Here is a 19,652-nt window from a genome sequence, read left to right as displayed (position 1 = left end):
GCGCCCAAACGATATGGTGGCATCCTCCCCCCGCGCCGGACCAGCCAGCTGGAGCATCATGCTGTCCATCGTCATCCCGTGCCGGAACGGCTCGCGGACGCTCGCATCCCAACTCGACGCCATCCTGGCGCAGGCGACGGACCTCCCCATCGAGATCATCGTGGCCGACAATGGCTCGACCGACACCACCGCAGAGCTGGTCCAGACGTTCCATGCTCACGACGACCGCGTCCGTCTGGTGAGCGCCCACGGGACCATCGGGATCAATCACGGGCGCAACGTCGGCATCCGAGCGGCCAATGGCCAGTACATCCTGTTGTGCGACGCCGACGACCTCGTGCAACCCGGCTGGCTCGCCGGCCACGCGCAGGCATTCACCCAAGGAGCCCTATGCGTGGGCGGCGGCGTCGAGTTCACCCTCGACGACGGTACGGTCATCGACCACATCCCGGGGGTCGTGACCGTGAACTGGGACGTCCCCTCGCCCATCGGCGCGAACTGCGGGTTCCGCCGGGAGGTCTTCGACGGCATCGGGGGCTTTGACGAGTCGTTCCGCGGAGGCGGCGACGAGACCGACTTCTTCTGGCGCGCGCATGCCGCGGGCTTCCCGACCACGGCGGTGCCGGACGCACTGGTCTCCTACGCCTTGCGATCGAAGCTCTCGGACGTCGCTCGGCAGTTCTTCGGATACGGCCTCGGAACCGTCGCCCTGTATGTCGCCCATCGAACCTGGGGAATGCCGAGATCACGGTGGTGGCAGGCTCCCGTCGTGATCGCGATCGCAGCAGCGCAGCTTGTCGCGCCGGACCCGCGACGACGACGCAAGGCTGTCGAGCGGATCGCAGTCCGCGCAGGTCGACTCGTCGGTAGCGTGCGGCATCGCACCATGTATCTCTGACGAGCACCGGAACCGCCCGGCGCAGTGCGCCCCCCCGACCAGAGCGACGCCACGGTCACCACCACCACACCTTGTTCCGCCGCGCGTCGAGTCGATAGGAATCAGCCCGTGGACGCGAGGTGATCGGGACAGCGGGAACGCCGCCGACGAGGGTCCATTCCGGGACGTCTCGACTCACGACGGCGCCGGCCGCGACGACCGCCCCCTCACCGATCGTCACCCCCGGAAGGATCACCGCCCGAGCACTGATCCATGCGCGGTCGCCGATCCGGACCGCTTCTGACACGAAGGCGAAGTCATGCGAACGGAGGTCGTGCTGTGCCGTCCAGATCTGCGCGCCGCTGTTGATGCTCACGTGCGATCCGATGGACAGGCCGCCCCGCGCATCCAGCGTGACATCCTCCGCGACGAAGCAATCCTCCCCGAGCGCCAGACGGCGAGCCGCGCGGACCTGCAGTCCGTGATGGATCGCGCACCCTCCGCCGATGGCCGCCCCCCACGACCGGAGTGCCGCCACACGAACGTCATTGCTCGGCACTGAGGAGGCCGCCCGCAGGGCGACCATCTCGGCTGACCCGACGATCAAGCCCACTCGTTTCCGTACCATTCTTCATCCCCGCTCGAATCAGTCGACACGATCAACTAAAATACCGAGTATACAAACATCACATCTCATGAAGGGGACCTATGCTCTCGATCGTCATCCCCTGTCGGAACGGGGCGGCCACACTGCATCGACAGCTCGACGCGCTCCTCACCCAGGAAAGCGACGAGGCGTTCGAGATCGTCGTCGCGGACAACGGTTCCTCCGACTCCACGGCCGAGATCGTCAGGCGATACGCCCGTCTCGATGCTCGCGTCAACCTCGTCGACGCGAGCGGGAGACCCGGGATCAACCACGCCAGGAACAGCGGCGTGGCAGCCTCGCGCGGGCGGATCGTACTGATGTGCGACGCGGACGACGTCGTTCGACCGGGCTGGCTCACCGCCCATACCAGGGCGTTCGCCGCGGGTGCGGAATGCGTCGGCGGGGCGGTCGATCGACGACTGCCCGACGGACGCCTCGTCACCAGCGATGAGGGTGTCTACCGCACGCTGTGGAACGTCCCTTGGCCGGTCGGCGCAAACTGCGGCTTCGCACGAACGGTCTACGACCGCGTCGGCGGGTTCGACGAGTCGTTCGTCGGCGGCGGTGACGAGACCGACTTCTTCTGGCGCGCGGCACGACTCGGCTTCGAGACGATCGCGGTGCCCGACGCTGTCCTCGACTACACCCTGCGTGGCGACCTCCGCTCGGTCGCGAGGCAGTTCTTCGCCTACGGCCGCGCGAATGTCAGGCTGTACCGGGAGCACCGGCCCGCCGGTATGCCACGGTCGCCCTGGTGGTCCATGCCCGCGGCCGTCAGCTCCGGGGTCCTCCTCCTCCTGTCGAGCCGCCCGTCGAGCTTGCGGCGCCGTCGAGCAGTCGAGCGGCTCTGCTCTCGGGCCGGTCGACTCGTCGAGAGCCTCCGTCTCCGGACGCTCTACCTGTGACGCCTCGATGATCAACCTCGCGTGGTCGGTGCTCGAGCGGGTCCTGCCGCGCGCGGCCTCGGCGCTCATCATGCTCGTCTTGGCCGCGAGCCTCGCGCCGTCCGTCGTCGGCATGTACGCGTGGATGGTCCTCGCCCTCACGCTGGTCCAGACCGTCGGCGACACGGCCGCTCGGCAGACCGCCGTCGTCCACGACGGGACCGATTCCGGGGCACGCTTCATCGGACGATTCCGGGTGTGGTCCGCCGTCGTCGGAGGAGCCCTCCTCTCGGTCGTCGTCATGGCGCTCCTCCTCACACACGCGGAGCAGGACCGGTGGCAGGCGCTCGCCCTCGCGCCGTTCGTCCTCGTCCCCGCCGCGTCGGCCGCCGGTATCGATGCCCTGGTCAGACTGCAGCGATCGGGGCGTTGGAAGGACATCGCATCGAATCAGGCATGGTCGTCGACCTGCTCCCTCCTGTGCAGCGTGCCGACGCTGGTCGCGACAGGGTCGCTCCTCGCGAGCGCGCTGCAGGCGCTCCTCGCCGAAGCCGGGTTCGCCGTCCTCAACCGTCGGCGAGCGGCGCGACTGGGACGTGGAGCAGACACCGGGACGCGACCCTCGGAGCTGACCGGCGGCGTGTTCCGCGACTACCTGCACACGGCGCTCTTCGCCCTCCTCGGTTGGGGACAGGGACAGACCGACCGCCTCTCGATCGGGGGTCTTGCGGGCGGGTCGCGCCTGGGGCAATACGCATTCGCCATGTCGTTGTCACGCAGCATCGGCGACGCGGCGGCGCTTGCCGCGGTCAACGTCCTCCGGCCGGCCCTCACCGAGGCGGCACGTGACGGCCGAGGGTCCGAGATCGTCGCGGTCACGGAAGCTTCGCTCCGACGATCGCTGGTCCTGGCGGTCGTGGCCGCCGTGGCGACGAGCATCGGGGTTGAGCTGCTCGTGAACCCCTTCCTCGCAGACGACTGGGACCCCGCCCTCGCGCTCGTCCCCGTCCTCGCCCTGTCGGTCGCGCCCTCGGTCGTCGCCTGGTCGGTCACGGCGGTCCTCCAGGCCGAAAGCCGGATGCGCTGGGCGAGTCCGATCAAGGCGGTCGGCGTGCTGCTGTCCCTCCCGGTCGGCGTCGTCGCCCTTCACGACCTGCAGCTCGCGGCCTGGCTCGTGAACGCCCGGGAGCTCGTCGTGATGGCGCTGCTCCTCCTCGCCGCGCATCATCGGGCGCCCTGGCGGGGCGGCCTCATCGCCCTCGGCGTCGTCCTGGTCGGCGCGGCCATGTGGCATCTGACCCGAGGCTAGGCCGGCTGCAGCAGGTCCCTCACGATGTCCAGTGCCCCCTGGCTCGCATACCGCTGGTACTCGCCGCGGGGAGCACGCAGCATGACGGGGAGGATCCGTCGCCACCGAGCCGGGGCGAGATCGGCCCGGAACCGCTCGAAGGCCGCTTTGGCGACGACGGCCGAGCGATCGGCGAGCGGTGCGGGCTCACGGGCCTCGTCGAGCCAGGAAGCGAGCCCGGCGACGCGATCTGCGATGTCGCGGTTGCGCTGGCGCCCCGGCTGCATCAGCCTCGAGACCTTGTACGCCAGCGTCGGCTCGACGATCCCGATCTGGTTCGCGCCGTGCTGTCGGTAGTCGACGAGGGGTTCGTCCAGCAGCTCGATCAGGCCACGCGACGCGGCCACGATCGCCAACCACTCGTCGTGCACCCACGGAGCGGGGAACGGTACGGCTGCGTCGAAGACCTCGCGCCGGAGCATCGCGGTCGCACCGGTGACCAGATTGCGTCGCAGCAACACGCCGAAAGCATCACCAGCCCGGATCCCGTCGCGTTCGTGCGGGCCGATCGACAGCGACGCGAAGAGCGTGGTGCCGAGGGACACCCCGTCGGCTCCGACGAGCCGGGCGTCCGAGCACACCATCTGCAGCTCCGGACGCGCGTCGAAGGCGGCCAGGGCACGCTCGACGCGGTCGGGCCGCCACACGTCGTCCTGATCGGAGAGGACGATCAGGCTCCCCGTGGTCGCGCGGATCGCCCCCTCGAAGTTCTTCGTGACGCCGAGTGGACTCGGATTCCGCAGGACACGCACCGGGACGGACGACTCAGCGGCGAAGCGCTCGACGATGGCGGATGTCCCGTCAGTCGAACCGTCGTCGCTGACCACGATCTCGCCCGGGAGCACGGTCTGCGCGAGCATGCTGGCCAACTGCTCTTCGAGGAACGCGGCGCCGTTGTAGGTGCACAGGGCGACGGAGACGCGTCCGTCGACTGCTGCTGTTGCTGGCATGGACCCGCCCCTCACCGCTCATCGGACCGCGGACCAGCCTATCCCGCCCGCCCCACTGGTATCCTCGTGCCTTATGCCCCGCGTAGCCGTCGACCTCCTCTCGTACACCGGAACGAAAGGCGGTATGGAGACATACGCGCGCGAGCTGTACCGCGAGATCGGCCGACTCGGCAGTGAATTCGAGTTCGTCGGACTCGCCAGCAAAGAGGGATACCAGCTCGACCGTTCCTGGTTCCCCGGGGACATGATCGACACCGGTATCACCGGAGAGAACCGCTTCCGGTGGGCGATCGGCGAGCTCTGGTCGATCGGTCGTATCGCGAAGCGTCACGGTGCGGATCTGTTGCACTGCCCGGCTCTGCTCGGTCCTGCCCGGAGCAGCATGCCCACCGTGATCTCCATGCACGACATGCTCTACTGGAGCCAGCCCCAGATGATGAGCACCCCGGCGTTCACGGAACCCGTGAAGTTCATGGAGCGCCTGGGTGCACGGAACGCCAGCCGGATGATCACCATCAGTGAGGTGTCCCGGCGCGAGATCATCACCTACCTCGGCTTCCCGGCAGACCGCATCGACCTCATCCCCCTCGCCGGAACCGCCCTGCCGATGGGCGAACGACGACCGGACAAGGAGCACCCCTTCATCCTGGCGACGGGCAACCGGCGCCCGCACAAGAACTGGGCTGGTCTCATCAGGGCGTTGCCGCTCGTTGACGAGGCGATCCGCCCTCGAGTGGTCATCACCGGCAGCCACGGTGAGGACCCTCTGCGCGCCGTCGTCGACGAGGTCGGCATGCACGACTGGGTCGAGCTGCGATCCTGGTTGACCAGCGAGGAACTCGGTCACCTCTACGAGACCGCGACCGCGCTCGCCATGCCGTCGTTCCACGACGGCTTCAGCCTGCCCGCCCTCGAGGCCATGATGGCGGGGCTCCCCGTGCTCATCTCCGACATCCCCGTGTACCGGGAGGTCGCCGGCGATGCGGCCGAGTACTTCGATCCCCATTCGCTCGAGTCGATCGCCACTGCCATGACGACGGCGGTCAGTGACCCCGCACGGATGGCCGAACTCGCCGATCAGGGCAGGGAACGCGCCAAGCAGTTCTCCTGGGAACGCGTGGCGACACGCACGCTCGAGACCTTCCGGACCACACTCGCCTGACACGGCCGCGGCTGGACGACGGGCCACCGCCATCCAGCCGCGTCGCCTCACTCCGACTGCGGCTGGATGACCGGGATCGACTCGGTGTCGGCCGGGCCGAGCGCGATGGTCGGCATCGAGACGGTGATGAGTGAGCCGTCGGCACGGCGGCTGCCCTCGATGTCGCTCGCGCTCGGCTCGCCGACGAGGTGCGGACCCTGGTTGTCGAGTGGAACGGTGACCGTGGTGCCGGCCTCGACGAGGACGTTGCCGCCGCCGACGACGAACGAGGCGGAATCGCCCTCCTCGACGGTGAACCGCATCTCGGTGCGCCGGACGGAGATGCGCACGCGCGTTCCCTTGACCGTGAGCCGGAAGGTGATGCCTTGCCAGTCGACCGGCAGCCGCGGCGAGAAGGAGATCACGCCGCCGTGGTCGCGCATCCCGGCGAAGCCGAGCACGAGCGCGCTCCACACGCCACCGGTGGAGGCGACGTGCACGCCGTCCGGGGTGTTGCGGTGCAGGTTCGCGAGGTCGACGAACAGCGCCGACCAGAAGTACTTGAGCGCGAGCCGCTGGTACCCGACCTCGGCGGCGATGATCGACTGCACGACCGCCGACAGGGTCGAGTCGCCCGTCGTCAGCGGATCGTAGTAGTCGAAGTCGGCGAGCTTCTCCTCGTCGGTGAAGTGGTCGCCCTGCAGGAGCAGCGCCAGCACGACGTCCGCCTGCTTGAGCACCTGGAACCGGTAGATGACGAGCGGGTGGAAGTGCAGGAGCAGCGGGAGGTGCTCAGGAGGGGTGTGATCGAGGTCCCACAGCTCCTTCTCGAGGAACTGGGCGTCCTGCGGGTGGATGCCGAGCCGCTTGTCGAAGGGGATGTGCATGTGCTCGGCGGCGCGCTGCCACTCGCGGACCTCGGCGTCGTCGAGCGACAGCCGCGTGACCAGGCGTTCGAAGGAGGCCGGATCGTCCTCGCGGAGGCGCTCCACGGCCTCGACGGCCGACAGCAGGTTCGACCGCGCCATGACGTTGGTGTAGAGGTTGTCGTTCACGACGGTCGTGTACTCGTCGGGCCCCGTGACCCCGTAGATGTGGAACGAGTCCTTGCCGTTCGCGCGCCAGAAGCCCAGGTCGGCCCACATGCGCGCTGTCTCGACGAAGATGTCGACGGCTCCGCGGGCGAGGAAGTCCTCATCCCCCGTCGCCGCGACGTACTGCCGCAGCGCATAGGAGATGTCGGCGTCGATGTGGTACTGCGCCGTGCCGGCCGCGTAGTACGCGGACGACTCGAGCCCGTTGATCGTGCGCCACGGGAACAGGGCGCCGTGCTGGTTCAGCTCGGTCGCGCGGGAGCGGGCGGCGTCGAGCATGTTCTGACGGAACCGGAGGGCGTTCCGCGCGACGAGCGGTGCCGTGTAGCTGAGGAACGGGAGGACGTAGACCTCGGTGTCCCAGAAGTAGTGGCCGCCGTACCCGGAGCCGGACACGCCCTTCGCCGCGACACCGCCGCCGTCCGTGCGTGCGGACGCCTGCGCCAGCTGGAAGAGGTTCCAACGCGTCGCCTGCTGGATGGCCGGCTGTCCGTGGACCTCGACGTCGGAGCGCGCCCAGAAGTCCTCGAGCCACAGCTCCTGGTTGCGGATCGCCGATTCGATGCCGTTCTCAGCGGAACGGTCGAGCGTGCGGGCGCAGCGGTCGGCGAGTTCCTTCGGAGGGACGGCGTTGGAGGTGTGGTAGCTGATGATCTTGGTGAGCTTCGTGGGCACACCTGCGCGGCCGCGGATCGTGTACACGTGCTTCGCGAGGTCGGCCTCGATGTGCGTCGAGACCTCGTATTCGTTCTCGGTCTCGATCGTGTGGTCGGCGCCGGCCACGATCGTCATGCCGGAGTTCGTCGTCTGGTATCCGAGCATCGCGCGCGGACCGTCGATGAGCTTGTACCGCGGCTGCAGCACCCGCTCGGTGAGGGACTCCGCCTTGCGCGGGTCGCCCATCCCCGGCTCGGGTGCGTTCGTGAGGTAGTCGTCCTGACGGTCCTGCCGGTTGATGATCTGGCTGGAGAGCACGAGCGACGCGTCCGCGTCGAGCAACGTGACCTCGTAGTCGAGGACCGCGAGATGGCGGTCGGTGAAGGACACCATGCGACGGGAGCGGATGTGGACCCGCTTGCCCGAGGGCGTCCGCCATTCGAGTTCACGGCTGAGGACACCGGTCTTGAAGTCGAGGCGACGCTCGAAGCTCAGGAGGTCGGCGTCGTTGAGGATCAAGGGCTCGTCGTCGACGTAGAGGCGCACGACCTTCGTGTCGGGCGCGTTGACGATCGTCTGACCGACGCGGGCGAAGCCGAACGCCTCCTCGGCGTGACGGATCGGCCAGGTCTCGTGGAACCCGTTGATGAATGTGCCGTGGACGTGGCCGTCGCGGCCCTCCTCGACGTTGCCGCGGAAGCCGAGGTAGCCGTTGCCGAGCGCGAACAGGGTCTCGGTCGTGCCCTCGTCGTCCGCGTCGACATGGGTCTCGACGAGCGCCCAGTCGTCGAGCGGGAACCGGTGACGGTCGAGCGGGTCGCTGGTGATGTGGTTCATGCCTGGTCCTCGGAGGAGTCGTGGGGTGCCGTGAAGGTCTGGGAGTCGGCCGGATCGTCCGGCCCCGCTGTTCGCGAAGCCGACCGCAGTGGGTCGACGAGCTCGTCGAGGTCGTCGACCACGATGTCGGCTCCCGCGTCGATGAGCGCCTGGTGCCCGATGCCGCGGTCGACGCCGAGTACGAGACCGAAGTCGCCACGTCGACCGGCCTCTACCCCGGAGTGCGCGTCCTCGACGACGACGCATTCAGACGGCGCGTAACCGAGCAGACGACCGGCCGCGACGTAGGTGTCCGGCGCGGGCTTGCCGGCGATCCCCTCACGCGCGGCGACGACGCCGTCCATCACGACCGGGAACCGCTCACGGAGTCCTGCCGCTCGGAGGACGACCTCGGCGTTCTTGGAACTCGACACCACGGCGACCGCGAGCCCGGCCTGCTCGACCGTGTCGAGGAAGGTCGACGATCCCGGGTACGCGGCGATTCCGTCCGCTTCCAGGACGGCCGTGAACACCGAGTTCTTCCGGTTGCCGAGACCGCACACGGTCTCCAGCTCAGGCGCGTCGGTCGGCGAACCCTCGGGGAGCGTGATGCCGCGTGACGCGAGCATCGCGCGCACCCCGTCGTACCGCGGCTTGCCGTCGATGTACCGGAAGTAGTCGGCATCGGTGTACGGCTCAGTGATCCCGTGGGCGAGGAGCTCGTCGGTGAAGAGCTTCGCCCAGGCGTGCATGTGGATCTCGGCGGTCGGGGTGATGACGCCGTCGAGGTCGAACAGCACCGCCCGGCAGCCGAGGAGCCGCGAGGCCGCCTCGTCGAGGGTCAGGACGTCGTTCGATGGCGCGTTGATCGGCTGGGTCACGGTGCACGGTCCTCGTCGGTTTGGGGGAAGAGGTGGACAGTGGAACGGAAGCTGCTGCGGACCGGTGGGGCGGCCGCGCAGACCCAGCCTAGGAGAGTTTGGCCACCACGTCGTACACGCGGTCGATACCGGCGTGGACCGGGAAGTGGTGGTTGCCGACGAACAGCCCGTCCTCGTGGATCTTGTCGGCGGCGGGGAGTTCGGCCGGGACCTTCGCGTCGAGGTACTTCATGACCGGGTTCTTCGTGAAGTTGCCCGCCACGATGGGCCGTGACTCGATCCCCTCGGCAGCGAACGCCTGCACGACCTCCTTGCGTCGGCCGGCGAGCGCGCCCTCGAGCACGAGGGAGAAGCCGAACCAGCTGCTCTCGCCCTGCTCGCGCTGGATGCGCACGGAATCGAGGTCGGCGAAGCGTTCCGTCCAGTACACGGCGTTCTCCCGACGACCCGCGATGAGCTGTGGGACCTTCTGGATCTGCTCGATGCCGATCGCGCCGGACATCTCGAGCGGACGGACGTTGTAACCGGGAAGGACGAAGCGGAAGAGGTCGTCCCACTCGTCGCCCGACTTGTCGTGGACGGCGTTCTTCTCGGGGAGTCCACGGGTCCAGCCGTGGGCCCGCAGCGAGATGAGCATCTGCGCCGTGGCCTCGTCGTCCGTCAGGATCATCCCGCCTTCCATCGTCGAGATGTGGTGGGAGAAGAAGGCGCTGAACGTGCCCATCGCTCCGACCGTTCCGGCGAACCGACCGTCGTCCTTCGCGCCGAGCGACTCGCAGTTGTCCTCCAGCAGGAGGAGACCGTGACGTTCGGCGAGTGCCGTGAGCGCCGCGAAGTCGTTCGGGTTGCCGAGGAGGTTGACCGCGAAGATCGCCTTGGTACGCGGGGTGATGGCGGCCTCGGCGAGCGACAGGTCCAGGTTGAGGGTGTCGACGTCGATGTCGACGAAGCTCGGGATGAGGCCGTACTGCTGGAGCGGGTAGTAGGTGGTGGCCCACGACACGGCGGGCACCAGGACCTCGTCGCCCGCCTGCAGGTCGACCCGGTCGTCGAGGACGGCTGCGGCGATCGCGAGGAGGTTCGCGCTCGACCCGGAGTTGACCATGACGCCGAACCCGGCGCCGAACGCACCGGCGAAATCGCGCTCGAACTGCGCGACGAGCGGACCCATGGTGAAGCGGCCGCTGTCGACGACGCGCTGGATGGCGGCGTACTCCGCGGCATCCCAGGAGGAGGTGGCGAGGGGGAAACCGGAGTCGAAAGTGTCGTCGGTCATGCTGTCTGTGGCTCCTGAGCTGCGAGGTAGGCGTGGTAGCTCGCGGCGACGCCGGCCGCGAGCGGGGTGGTGGGGTTCCAGCCGAGCGCACGGGCGGCGGCCGAATCGAGCAGGCGCTGGTGCACGCCGGAAGGCTTGGTGGCGTCGTACCGGAAGCGACCGGTGAAGCCGGCGGCGCGACCGGCTGCTTCGTAGTACTCGGTGACGCTGTGGTCGACACCCGGCCCGAGGTTGAGCGTGACGGGCCATGCGTCGAGTGAGCCGAGCTGCGTGACGAGCCACGCCGCGAGATCGGGCGTGTAGGTGAATTCGCGTCGGGCGGTGCCGTCACCCCAGACCTCGACCTCGTCGGAGCCGCTCGTCACGGCGGCGTGCACCTTACCGAGGGCGGCGGCGATGAGGTGCGCCTGACCGTGGGTGTAGTCGTCGCCCGGGCCGTAGAGGTTCGACGGCACTGCTGCGCGATAGGCGAACCCATACTGCCGACTCGCGTACTCGCAGAGCTTCGTCCCGGCGATCTTCGCGAGCGCATATCCCTCGTTCGCGCCCTCCAGCGTGCCGCTGAGGAGCGCGCCCTCACCGATCGGCTGTGGGAGCCCCTCGGGGTAGATCGCCGCGCTCGACACGTAGAGCAGCTCGGGGACGCCGGCGTCGATCGCGCCTCGGATGACCGAGGTGTCGATCAGGAGGTTGTCGAGCAGGAAGTCGGTGGGACGCTGCAGCTTCGCCTGGATGCCGGCGACCTTCGCGGCGGCGTGCACGATCGCGTCCGGCGACGTGCGCCCGATGAGGGCGGCGACGGCGGCACGATCGGTGAGGTCGGCGTCCGCGCGCGTCGCCACGATCAGTTCGTCGGCGGCGCGGAGCGTGGGCCAGACCTCGGCGATGCTCGAACCGAGCATGCCGGCACCACCCGTGAGGAGGACGCGCACCGCGCCTAGACCTCCGCGGTGTCGATGTAGGGCTTGCCGGACGCCTCGAGTTCGGCGACGTCGGAGTCGACCATGATCTGCGCGAGGCGCGGTGGCAGCACCTTCGGGGTCCAGCCGAGGACCGACTCGGCCTTCGCATAGTCGCCGATCAGCGCGTCGACCTCGGTGGGACGGAGGTAGCGCTCATCGAACTTGACGTACTTCTCCCAGTCGAGGTCGAGCCGCTCGAAGGAGAACTGGAGGAAGTCCTTGACCGTGTACGCGGTGTTGGTGGCGAGGACGAAGTCGGTCGGTTCGTCGGCCTGCAGCATCCGCCACATGCCCTCGACGTAGTCGGGCGCGTAGCCCCAGTCGCGGACGGCGTCGAGGTTGCCCATGTACAGGAAGTCCTGCTGGCCGGCGGCGATGCGCGCGGCGGCACGGGTGATCTTGCGGGTCACGAAGGTGCCACCACGCCGCGGCGACTCGTGGTTGAACAGGATGCCGTTGACCGCGAACATGCCGTAGGCCTCACGGTAGTTCCGGGTGATCCAGTAGGAGTAGACCTTCGCGACGCCGTAGGGCGAACGCGGGTAGAACGGGGTCTCCTCGTTCTGCGGCGGTGGCGTCGCACCGAACATCTCGGAGCTCGACGCCTGGTAGAAGCGGCAGTGGAGACCGATCTGGCGGATGGCCTCGAGGAGACGGACCGTCCCGATGCCGGTCGTGTCGCCCGTGTACTCGGGCTCGTCGAAGCTGACGCGCACGTGGGACTGGGCGGCGAGGTTGTAGACCTCGTCGGGCTGGATCTCGGCGAGCAGTGTTGCGAGGCGCGAGCCGTCGGCCAGATCGGCGAAGTGCAACTGGAGTCGGGGCGAACCGTCGTGGGTCGTCTCGGGGTCGTAGATGTGGTCGATCCGGCCGGTGTTGAAGGTGGACGCGCGCCGCACGAAGCCGTGCACCTCGTACCCCTTCGACAACAGGAGTTCTGCGAGGTAGCTGCCGTCCTGGCCGGTGATACCGGTGATGACGGCCTTCTTCACGGGGGCTGGCGTCGCGGCCGGGCGCGCCTGGCCTGAGGTCTCAGTCATGGAAGAACACTCTACCCGGGGCGCGTCCGGGGCCAGGGACATCTCACGTCTGCGAACCTTGCTACCGTACCGGGGTGACGCTCGACATCATGATGCCCTTCTACGGACGCTTCGACCATTTCCGGTCGGCGGTGCAGAGCGTGCTCGCGCAAACCGACCCGGACTGGCGTCTGGTCGTCGTCGACGACGTCTACCCGGATACCGCACCAGGCGACTGGCTGCGATCGCTCGACGACGATCGCATCGTGTATCTGCGCAACGAGCGGAACCTCGGCGTGAGCGGCAACTTCGACCGATGCATCGAGCTCGCCATGGCGCCACGCTGCGTGCTCATGGGCTGCGACGACGAGCTGCTCCCCGGCTACGTCGCGCAGATCGCTTCGATCGCCCGACGATTCCCCGACGTCGACCTCATCCAACCCGGTGTCGAAGTGATCGACGAAGAAGGGCAGGTCGTGCGCCCCCTGGGCGACCGGATCAAGGCCCTGCTTCGCCCATCGGCCCCCGAACCGGTCCAACTCTCGGGTGGACGTCTCACGGCCAGCCTCCTCCGCGGCAACTGGGCGTACTTCCCATCCATCTGCTGGCGGGTCGACTCCGTGCGCAGATTCGGCTTCCGTGCAGACCTGCAGGTCGTGCAGGACCTCGCGCTGATGATGGAGATCTTCCGCGGGGGCGGGACGCTGGTGCTCGATGGCACGCCTGTGTTCCGCTACAGGCGCCACCGCGGCAGCGTCTCCTCCTACACTGCGGTGGACGGGAGGCGGTTCCAACAGGAGCGGACGGTGTTCGCCGAGGAGGCGGCCCGACAAGCGGAGCTCGGCTGGCGCCATGCTTCTCGGGTTGCCCGCGTCCATCTCACTTCGCGCCTCAATGCCGCCCTCCAGCTCCCGAAGGCGGCGTTGGCGCGAGACGGTGCCGGAATGCGCGTTCTGCTTCGGCACACGTTCACCTGATCAGCCCGTCACTCGGGCTCGACCGGCTCCTCCGAGTAGGATTGCCGCATGCCGCACCAGCTCGACAGCACGCTCATCGTCATGCCTGCGCTCAACGAGGAAGCCTCGGTCGCTGCAGTGGTGCGCGAGGTCCGTGGGAAGCTTCCGGGCGTCGCGATTCTCGTCGTGAACGACGGCTCGACCGATGACACGACCGTCCAGGCCAGGTCTGCGGGTGCCGTCGTCGCCGAGCTGCCCTTCAACCTCGGCGTCGGCGGTGCGATGCGGGTCGGCTTCAAGTACGCTCTCGAGCACGGCTTCCGCAACGTCGTGCAGGTCGACTCGGACGGCCAGCACGACCCGGCGGGTGTGTTGGAACTCCTCGACGCGCTCCAGACCGCTGACCTCGTGCTCGGCGCGCGGTTCGCGGGGGCAGGCAACTACGAGGTGAGCGGTCCGCGCAGGTGGGCGATGGTCGTCCTCTCCGCGGCGCTCAGCCGTGTTGCCCGGACGAGACTCACCGACACGACCAGCGGGTTCCGAGCCACCGGACCCCGCGCGGTCAGGCTGTTCGCAGAACACTATCCGGCCGAATACCTCGGCGACACCATCGAGTCGTTGGTGATCGCTGCGCGCGCTGGGTGCATTATCCGGCAGGTGCCCGTGGCCATGCGCCCACGAGCCGGTGGTACTCCATCACACAATCCGGTCAAAGCCGCCACCTACTTGGCTCGGGCCGGACTGGCCCTGATCTTCGCCCTCATCCGTCCGCCGGTACCGCTCAGCGGAGAAGAAGTGGTGACCGCATGATCCCCGTCGGCACCTACGTCCTCGGCATCGTCGCCGCATTGTTCACGCTCGGCGTCGTCATCGAGGCGCTGCGCCGGAGACGGCTCCGTGAACGCCACGCCGCGTGGTGGCTCCTCGCCGGCTTCCTCGCGCTGGTCATCGGGGTGTTCCCGCAGGTGCTCGTCTGGGCCGCGGTGGCGATCGGCGTCGAGATCCCTACGAACCTGGTGTTCTTCGTCAGCATCCTGATTCTGTTCCTGGTCAGCATCCAACACAGTTCCGAGCTCACGACGCTCGAGAATCGAAGTCGAACCCTGGCTGAGGAGAGCGCGCTGCAGGACCTCCGGATCAAGGCACTGGAAGAGGAGCTGGCCGGTCGGCCTCGAGGCGAGTCCACGACGAACGATCCGTCCTGACCGGTCGGCGCGCGCTCCGAGGCTCATCTCAGCGAGCAGTCGTAGAGATGCCCATCACGTGCCGGATGTCGGAGTCGCGGTGTCTCCGACCTGGGGCCTGCCTCGGACGAGTGCGATGCATTGCACGATCAGGCCCGCAAGCGGGCCGATCGTGAGCGCCAGGATCGTCCGTTCGTGGAGGCCCGTCGGCAGCAGGAGTGCGCCGACCATCACGATCGCGGCGATGATCCAGCCGCCGGCGAACGCACCGTGCTGTGCGCGGGAGAGCGTGGCCGCCCCGGTCACGCAGAGCACGCCGACGAGGCCGGCTGTTGCGACAAGCAGTGCGATCGTCCCACCGGCGAGCACATCCGGTCGGCCGAAGAGCAACGACAGTGCCCACGGGCCGAGCCACCATGCGAGCAGGGCCAACACGGCGGAAGCGGCAAGCACGACCGCCGACAAGCGGACGACCCACCCGACCACGGTAGCAGCATGGGTGCGGAACACGACGACCAGGTAGCTCTGCAGTGCGAGCACCACGATGACGATCGGCGCGCGCGTCAAGGTGATGGCGTAGGTCAACGAGCCGAAGGCGTCCGGTGAGACGGTGTCACCCGTTGCCTGAATCATGAGCGGCAGACCGCTGACCATCACCCCGGTCGCGGCGGCAGCGGCGACCGTGCGCGCGACGTTCCACCCGAGCTCCTTCGGGCCGACGTCGGTGCCGAACCGCCCGACCACACCGGCGCGGATGAACCACCAGAGGATGACCGGGGCGATGACGAACGGGAGCGCGACCCCCCAGGCCAACACCACGGAGTCCCGCGTGAACAGCAGCATCCCGCCGACGACACCGAACCGCAACAGCCCGTCGACGATGGTCATCGCCGCAGCCGCGGTCCAGAAGGACAAGCCGTAGAGCACGCCGGAGATCGCTGCGACCACGAGGTATGCAGCCACTCCGAGGACGAGCGGCGGTACGAGCGACCAGCCGTTCGCCGGGAACACCGCACCGGTCCACAGCCAGGCCGAGCCCGTGAGGACGACGACGACGAGCGCCGCCGACGCCACGGTGAAGTTCCGGACCACTGGCACACGCCCCGAAGGTTCCGCAGCACCGAGCGGATACGTCGCGCGAGCGACCTCTTGTTGGACGCCGGACAGCGCGCTCACCAACAAGTAGAGCGCCGACCAGAAGACGGCGAACGACGCATACGCCGCTGTCCCGAGTGCGACGCCCGCGATGATCTGCAGAAGATAGGCGGCGCCACCTCCAATCGCGGTGGCGAGCAGGATCACCAGCGCACCGTTCGGTCCGCGACGTCCCGCCTCGGTCGGCACGCCCCCATCACCGGCGCTCACGACGGTCCCCTGCGCTGCCGATCCGCTTCCCCATGCGGGTCGGCCCGTCCTACCAGGGATCCTGACGGCACCGGTGCCGTTCCCAGCGACGATGGTTTCACGAGGTGGCTTCCTTCAGGTGGACGAACTTCGATGGTACCCGCCCAGTTCGCGCCGTCAGGACCACGTCTCGCCTCGTTCGCCAGCACGGTGTTAGCAGACCCCTCGGTAGACTCATCGTCGAACGCCGGCGGCAACGCCCTGCTCTCCGATTGGACCTCTTCGCCATGGCAGTCCCCACCCTCCCTGACACGACAACGCGTTGGGAACGACGTCGATGGCTGACGCTCCTCATTGCGTTCGTCGCGGTTCTCGCCCCTATGGCCCTCTGGGCACTCGCCTCGCCGATCGGCTCGATTCCAGACGAGCCCTCGCACGCGATCCGAGCCGCAGCAGTGGTCCGCGGCCAATTCGTCTCGGAGCCCTGGGTCAAGAACCCAGCGCTCGCGGAAGCGACGGTCCCGGAGAACATCGCCAATGCGCACGACCTCGTCTGCTTCGCATTCGACCCCGAAAAGACCGCCGACTGCCAGGACGCCGTTCGGGACCGCGACCAGGATCTGGTGACCACTGGAAACTCGGCCGGGCTCAACTCTCCCGTCTTCTACGCCCTGGTGGGTTGGCCGTCGCTCTTCCTTGATGGTGACGCCGCCTTCTACGGCATGCGCCTCGCGGGTGCAGCCCTCAGCGCACTCGCGGTGGCGATCATGGTCATGCAGCTCACGCTGCTGGCCCGATTCCGTTGGGCGGTGGTCGGTGGCGTGGTCGCCATCACCCCGATGGTGCTGTACCTCGGCGGCTCGATCAACCCGAACGGCCTCGAAGCCGCAGCGGCAGGCGGTCTCTTCGCGACCCTGCTCGCCACGTTCCGCGGCGTGCAACTCGGCCGTCGGCTCTGGGAGCAGGCTGGTCTCGCCCTCCTCACGGCCTCCTTCCTCCTGACCGGTCGCAGTATCTCGCTCCTCTGGGTGCTCGTCATCGCCGTCGTGGCGATGCTGCTCGGGAGCAGGCAGCGGACGCTCGAACTCCTTCGGAAGCCGGCAGCATGGGCGCTGATCGCAGGGCTGGCCGCCGTCGGACTCCTCACCGTGCTCTGGTACGTCTTCCCCCCGGTGTACGGCACCGAGACCGCACCTGGGAACCCCGGCGTCATCGGTCTGGCTTTCGTCGTCGTCTTCACCCTCCTCCAGACGATCGACTTCCTGTTCGGGATGATCGGCTTGTTCGGATGGGTCGACACGAGCGCACCATCGCTCACCATCGCCGTGTGGGTCACCGCGATCCTGCTCTTACTCGCTACGTCGGTCATCTGGGGGCGCGCGGGATCCCGCTGGGCGGTCTGGGTACTGCTCGCCGTCACCGTCCTGGTCCCCGCGATCACGCAGATCGGGGTGTACGCGCAGTCCGGCTTCATCTGGCAAGGCCGGTACATGCTCGCAATCCTGGTCTGTCTGCTCATCGCCGCCGGGCTCGCCCTCGACGATGCGGGGATCGGTGCGGACGCGAAGCTCTCCCGGTTCGTGACGGGCGGCTACGTATTGCTCGCGGCTGGACAGCTCCTGGCGTTCTTCATGGTCCTCCGCCGCTACATCGTCGGGGCGAACGGGAGCCTGTCGGCCATGCTCTTCGACGACGGCTGGGAGCCGCCGTTCGGCTGGAACAGTCTCGTTATCCTCTTCGCCATCGTCGCCGTCGGGTGGACACTGTTGGCCAGGAGGCTCTTCCGAAGCGCGCCGGACGGCACCGCTCCGACTCAGGTCGACGGACGACCGGAGAGATCTTCTGTCAGTTGAGCGATCTCCTCGGTCGAGAGCCCGGCCGACTCAGCACCGCGTTGGTTGATTCCGCGCACACGCGCAGGATTGCCGTAGGCCTTGGCGAAGTCGGCGACATCACGTGTGACGACGGCGCCCATGCCGATCATGCATCCCGCCCCGATCCGGCGACGCTGGTGGACGAGCGCACCAAGACCGATGTTCGCCCCGTCGCCGACGTGCACGTGTCCGGCCAGTCGTGCGCCGCCGGCCACGGTTACACGCGAACCGATCTGCACGTCGTGCGCGATGTATACCTGATTCATGATGAACGCGTCGTCCCCGATCACGGTCGGTTCCTGCCAACCCTGATGTACCTGGGCGTACTCGCGCACCACGTTCCGGTTTCCGATCACCACGCCTCTCGGCTGATCCGAAGTTGACCCGTCCGCGGACGGGACGGCCCCTGGTGCGAGAGCAGCCCCTGTGACGCCGTGAGGCACGGATCGCACCTCCGGGAGCGCTCCGATCACCGCTCCTGCGCCGATCCAGTTTCCATCACCGATCCTCACCGGACCGTTGATGATGACGAAGGGGCCGATCACGTTGGCCGTTCCGAGGACCACTTCGCCGGTGATCACCGCCGACGGATGGATTGCGTTCATCCCTTGAGCATACGAGAGCGCACGGGATCAGGGACGCCGGTGGTCGCTCACCGCGGTATCGCCGGGCCCCTCGGACGGCACGACGTGGCCTTCGTACTCGGCTTCCTCCTCCGAGTACTGCGCCATGGCGACCCCGAGGCGCTTCCGGAGGGCGACGGCGAACACCATCGCGATGCCGGCCGCCAGGAGGTCCGCTGCGGTGAACGCGAGTCGGGAGACGAGGCTGATCCCGGTGGCCTGCGGAAGCGTGAGCACGATGGTCATCGCGCCGATGAGGATCGCTTCCCGCACACCGAGACCCGATGGGAAGATGAAGGCGAACAGGCCGACCGTGAACCCGAGCGCGATGGCGCCCGTCAGCAGCACGAGGGTGCCGAGATCCGGGCTCTCGAGCGCGTTGACGAGGAACCAGAGGTGGAGTCCGTAGAACACGTACGACAACAGAGACCATCCGACCGCCTGCCCGACGTCCGAGAATGAGACCCGGTGATCCAGCGGAGGACGGCGGAACGCCTTCAGCACGAGCGACGCCGCCCACGTCATGATCCGAGGATGCAGGCAGGCGAGGCCGACCGGCAACGCCAGGAACAACCACATCAGCTCGAGATGCCCCTGGAGCACCACCGGCAGGGCGAGCGCGCCGAGCACGAGCGACGAGACGACACCGATCCCCGCCGCGTACAGCGAGGCGATCAACACGCGCGGCCGCAGGACACCGAACTGTCGTCCGAGCTCCATCTGCATGACGTACGACCACACGGAACCCGGCACGTACTTGCCGAGCTGACCGACCAGCATGATCTGGGCCGCGCGGATCACGGGAACGCGCGGCCCGAGTCCGTTCAAGATGCTCACCCAGCTCATCGTGCCTGCCGCGAGCCCGGCGAGCACGGCGAGGAGTGATACGAGGAGGGACGGGGCCTCGATCTTCGCGAGTTCGACCGACACCGTCGACCACTGACTCACGAAGTAGTAGACCGCGAATCCGATCACGACCGCGAGGAGGAGATACCGCAGTATGAGGAGCAGTTTGGGCGCCGCCGCGCGGATCTTCTTCACATAGCCCCACAAACTCAAGAGATCGGTGGCCGCCTCCGGGCGGCAGGTCATCGTGTCGTCGACGGTACTCGCACCG

Annotated in this window: 18 protein-coding genes; 8 read left to right on the top strand and 10 right to left on the bottom strand. The window is 68.0% G+C overall.

Annotation, left to right across the window (positions count from 1 at the left end):
- The first annotated feature begins 58 nt into the window (after positions 1-58).
- Positions 59-898: a glycosyltransferase family 2 protein gene (locus tag ACZZZB_RS16960; RefSeq protein WP_192018512.1), complete on the top strand. Its 840-nt coding sequence runs from the start codon at positions 59-61 to the stop codon at positions 896-898.
- 55 nt (positions 899-953) lie between these two features.
- On the opposite strand, the gene ACZZZB_RS16955 is transcribed toward ACZZZB_RS16960, so the two are convergent.
- A complete protein-coding gene (locus ACZZZB_RS16955; protein WP_307783387.1) occupies positions 954-1,253 on the bottom strand; it encodes an acyltransferase in 300 nt (99 codons plus the stop codon).
- Between the two features lie 332 nt (positions 1,254-1,585).
- Here ACZZZB_RS16955 and ACZZZB_RS16950 point away from each other — a divergent pair, with 332 nt between their 5' ends.
- Positions 1,586-2,431: a glycosyltransferase family 2 protein gene (locus ACZZZB_RS16950; RefSeq protein WP_191941457.1), complete on the top strand. Its 846-nt coding sequence runs from the start codon at positions 1,586-1,588 to the stop codon at positions 2,429-2,431.
- Between the two features lie 7 nt (positions 2,432-2,438).
- Positions 2,439-3,719, top strand: coding sequence for a lipopolysaccharide biosynthesis protein (locus tag ACZZZB_RS16945; RefSeq protein ID WP_463530335.1), 1,281 nt, complete (start codon positions 2,439-2,441; stop codon positions 3,717-3,719).
- On the opposite strand, the gene ACZZZB_RS16940 is transcribed toward ACZZZB_RS16945, so the two are convergent.
- Positions 3,716-4,708, bottom strand: coding sequence for a glycosyltransferase family 2 protein (locus ACZZZB_RS16940; RefSeq protein WP_463530334.1), 993 nt, complete (start codon positions 4,706-4,708; stop codon positions 3,716-3,718). The two genes, ACZZZB_RS16945 and ACZZZB_RS16940, sit on opposite strands and share 4 nt — an antisense overlap.
- A 124-nt stretch (positions 4,709-4,832) precedes the next feature.
- Between ACZZZB_RS16940 and ACZZZB_RS16935 the strand changes: the two genes are divergently transcribed.
- A complete protein-coding gene (locus tag ACZZZB_RS16935) occupies positions 4,833-5,870 on the top strand; it encodes a glycosyltransferase family 4 protein (protein ID WP_463530333.1) in 1,038 nt (345 codons plus the stop codon).
- A 47-nt stretch (positions 5,871-5,917) separates the two neighbouring features.
- On the opposite strand, the gene ACZZZB_RS16930 is transcribed toward ACZZZB_RS16935, so the two are convergent.
- From ACZZZB_RS16930 to gmd, 5 genes are all read right to left on the bottom strand, one after another.
- Positions 5,918-8,437, bottom strand: coding sequence for a glycoside hydrolase family 65 protein (locus tag ACZZZB_RS16930; RefSeq protein ID WP_137243373.1), 2,520 nt, complete (start codon positions 8,435-8,437; stop codon positions 5,918-5,920).
- On the bottom strand, positions 8,434-9,261 hold the full coding sequence (locus ACZZZB_RS16925; protein ID WP_290368185.1) for an HAD family hydrolase: 828 nt from the start codon (positions 9,259-9,261) through the stop codon (positions 8,434-8,436). The genes ACZZZB_RS16930 and ACZZZB_RS16925 overlap by 4 nt, the downstream gene beginning before the upstream one ends.
- 124 nt (positions 9,262-9,385) lie before the next feature.
- On the bottom strand, positions 9,386-10,573 hold the full coding sequence (locus tag ACZZZB_RS16920) for a DegT/DnrJ/EryC1/StrS family aminotransferase (RefSeq protein ID WP_229939020.1): 1,188 nt from the start codon (positions 10,571-10,573) through the stop codon (positions 9,386-9,388).
- Positions 10,570-11,505 (bottom strand): NAD-dependent epimerase/dehydratase family protein, encoded by a 936-nt coding sequence (locus tag ACZZZB_RS16915; protein ID WP_463530332.1) that lies wholly within the window; start codon positions 11,503-11,505, stop codon positions 10,570-10,572. Before ACZZZB_RS16915 ends, ACZZZB_RS16920 begins: the two co-directional genes overlap by 4 nt.
- Positions 11,506-11,510: 5 nt before the next feature.
- The gene (gmd, locus tag ACZZZB_RS16910; RefSeq protein ID WP_463530331.1) at positions 11,511-12,575 is read right to left on the bottom strand and encodes a GDP-mannose 4,6-dehydratase; all 1,065 of its coding nucleotides are present in this window, start codon (positions 12,573-12,575) and stop codon (positions 11,511-11,513) included.
- A 74-nt stretch (positions 12,576-12,649) separates the two neighbouring features.
- On the opposite strand from gmd, the gene ACZZZB_RS16905 reads away from it, so the two are divergent.
- Genes ACZZZB_RS16905 through ACZZZB_RS16895 form a run of 3 tightly spaced genes read left to right on the top strand, consistent with a single transcriptional unit; the run spans position 12,650 to position 14,715 of the window.
- A complete protein-coding gene (locus ACZZZB_RS16905; protein ID WP_463530330.1) occupies positions 12,650-13,531 on the top strand; it encodes a glycosyltransferase family 2 protein in 882 nt (293 codons plus the stop codon).
- 48 nt (positions 13,532-13,579) lie between these two features.
- Positions 13,580-14,320 carry a glycosyltransferase family 2 protein gene (locus tag ACZZZB_RS16900; protein WP_463530329.1) on the top strand — a complete coding sequence of 247 codons (741 nt, stop codon included), beginning with the start codon at positions 13,580-13,582 and terminating at the stop codon, positions 14,318-14,320.
- Positions 14,317-14,715 carry a DUF2304 family protein gene (locus ACZZZB_RS16895; RefSeq protein ID WP_463530328.1) on the top strand — a complete coding sequence of 133 codons (399 nt, stop codon included), beginning with the start codon at positions 14,317-14,319 and terminating at the stop codon, positions 14,713-14,715. The genes ACZZZB_RS16900 and ACZZZB_RS16895 overlap by 4 nt, the downstream gene beginning before the upstream one ends.
- A 54-nt stretch (positions 14,716-14,769) precedes the next feature.
- On the opposite strand, the gene ACZZZB_RS16890 is transcribed toward ACZZZB_RS16895, so the two are convergent.
- Positions 14,770-16,059, bottom strand: coding sequence for a hypothetical protein (locus ACZZZB_RS16890; RefSeq protein ID WP_463530327.1), 1,290 nt, complete (start codon positions 16,057-16,059; stop codon positions 14,770-14,772).
- 359 nt (positions 16,060-16,418) lie between these two features.
- Here ACZZZB_RS16890 and ACZZZB_RS16885 point away from each other — a divergent pair, with 359 nt between their 5' ends.
- Entirely contained in the window at positions 16,419-17,891 is a 1,473-nt protein-coding gene (locus ACZZZB_RS16885) for a DUF2142 domain-containing protein (RefSeq protein WP_463530326.1), read from the top strand.
- Here the strand turns inward: ACZZZB_RS16885 and ACZZZB_RS16880 are convergent.
- The gene (locus tag ACZZZB_RS16880) at positions 17,852-18,247 is read right to left on the bottom strand and encodes a hypothetical protein (protein WP_463530325.1); all 396 of its coding nucleotides are present in this window, start codon (positions 18,245-18,247) and stop codon (positions 17,852-17,854) included. The two genes, ACZZZB_RS16885 and ACZZZB_RS16880, sit on opposite strands and share 40 nt — an antisense overlap.
- A 297-nt stretch (positions 18,248-18,544) precedes the next feature.
- On the bottom strand, positions 18,545-19,627 hold the full coding sequence (locus ACZZZB_RS16875; RefSeq protein WP_463530324.1) for a lysylphosphatidylglycerol synthase domain-containing protein: 1,083 nt from the start codon (positions 19,625-19,627) through the stop codon (positions 18,545-18,547).
- Between the last annotated feature and the right edge of the window lie 25 nt (positions 19,628-19,652).

Source organism: Plantibacter sp. AC185 (assembly GCF_979258065.1).
Note: the sequence above shows the minus strand (reverse complement) of the source record. Positions and strands in the feature narration are given on the sequence as shown.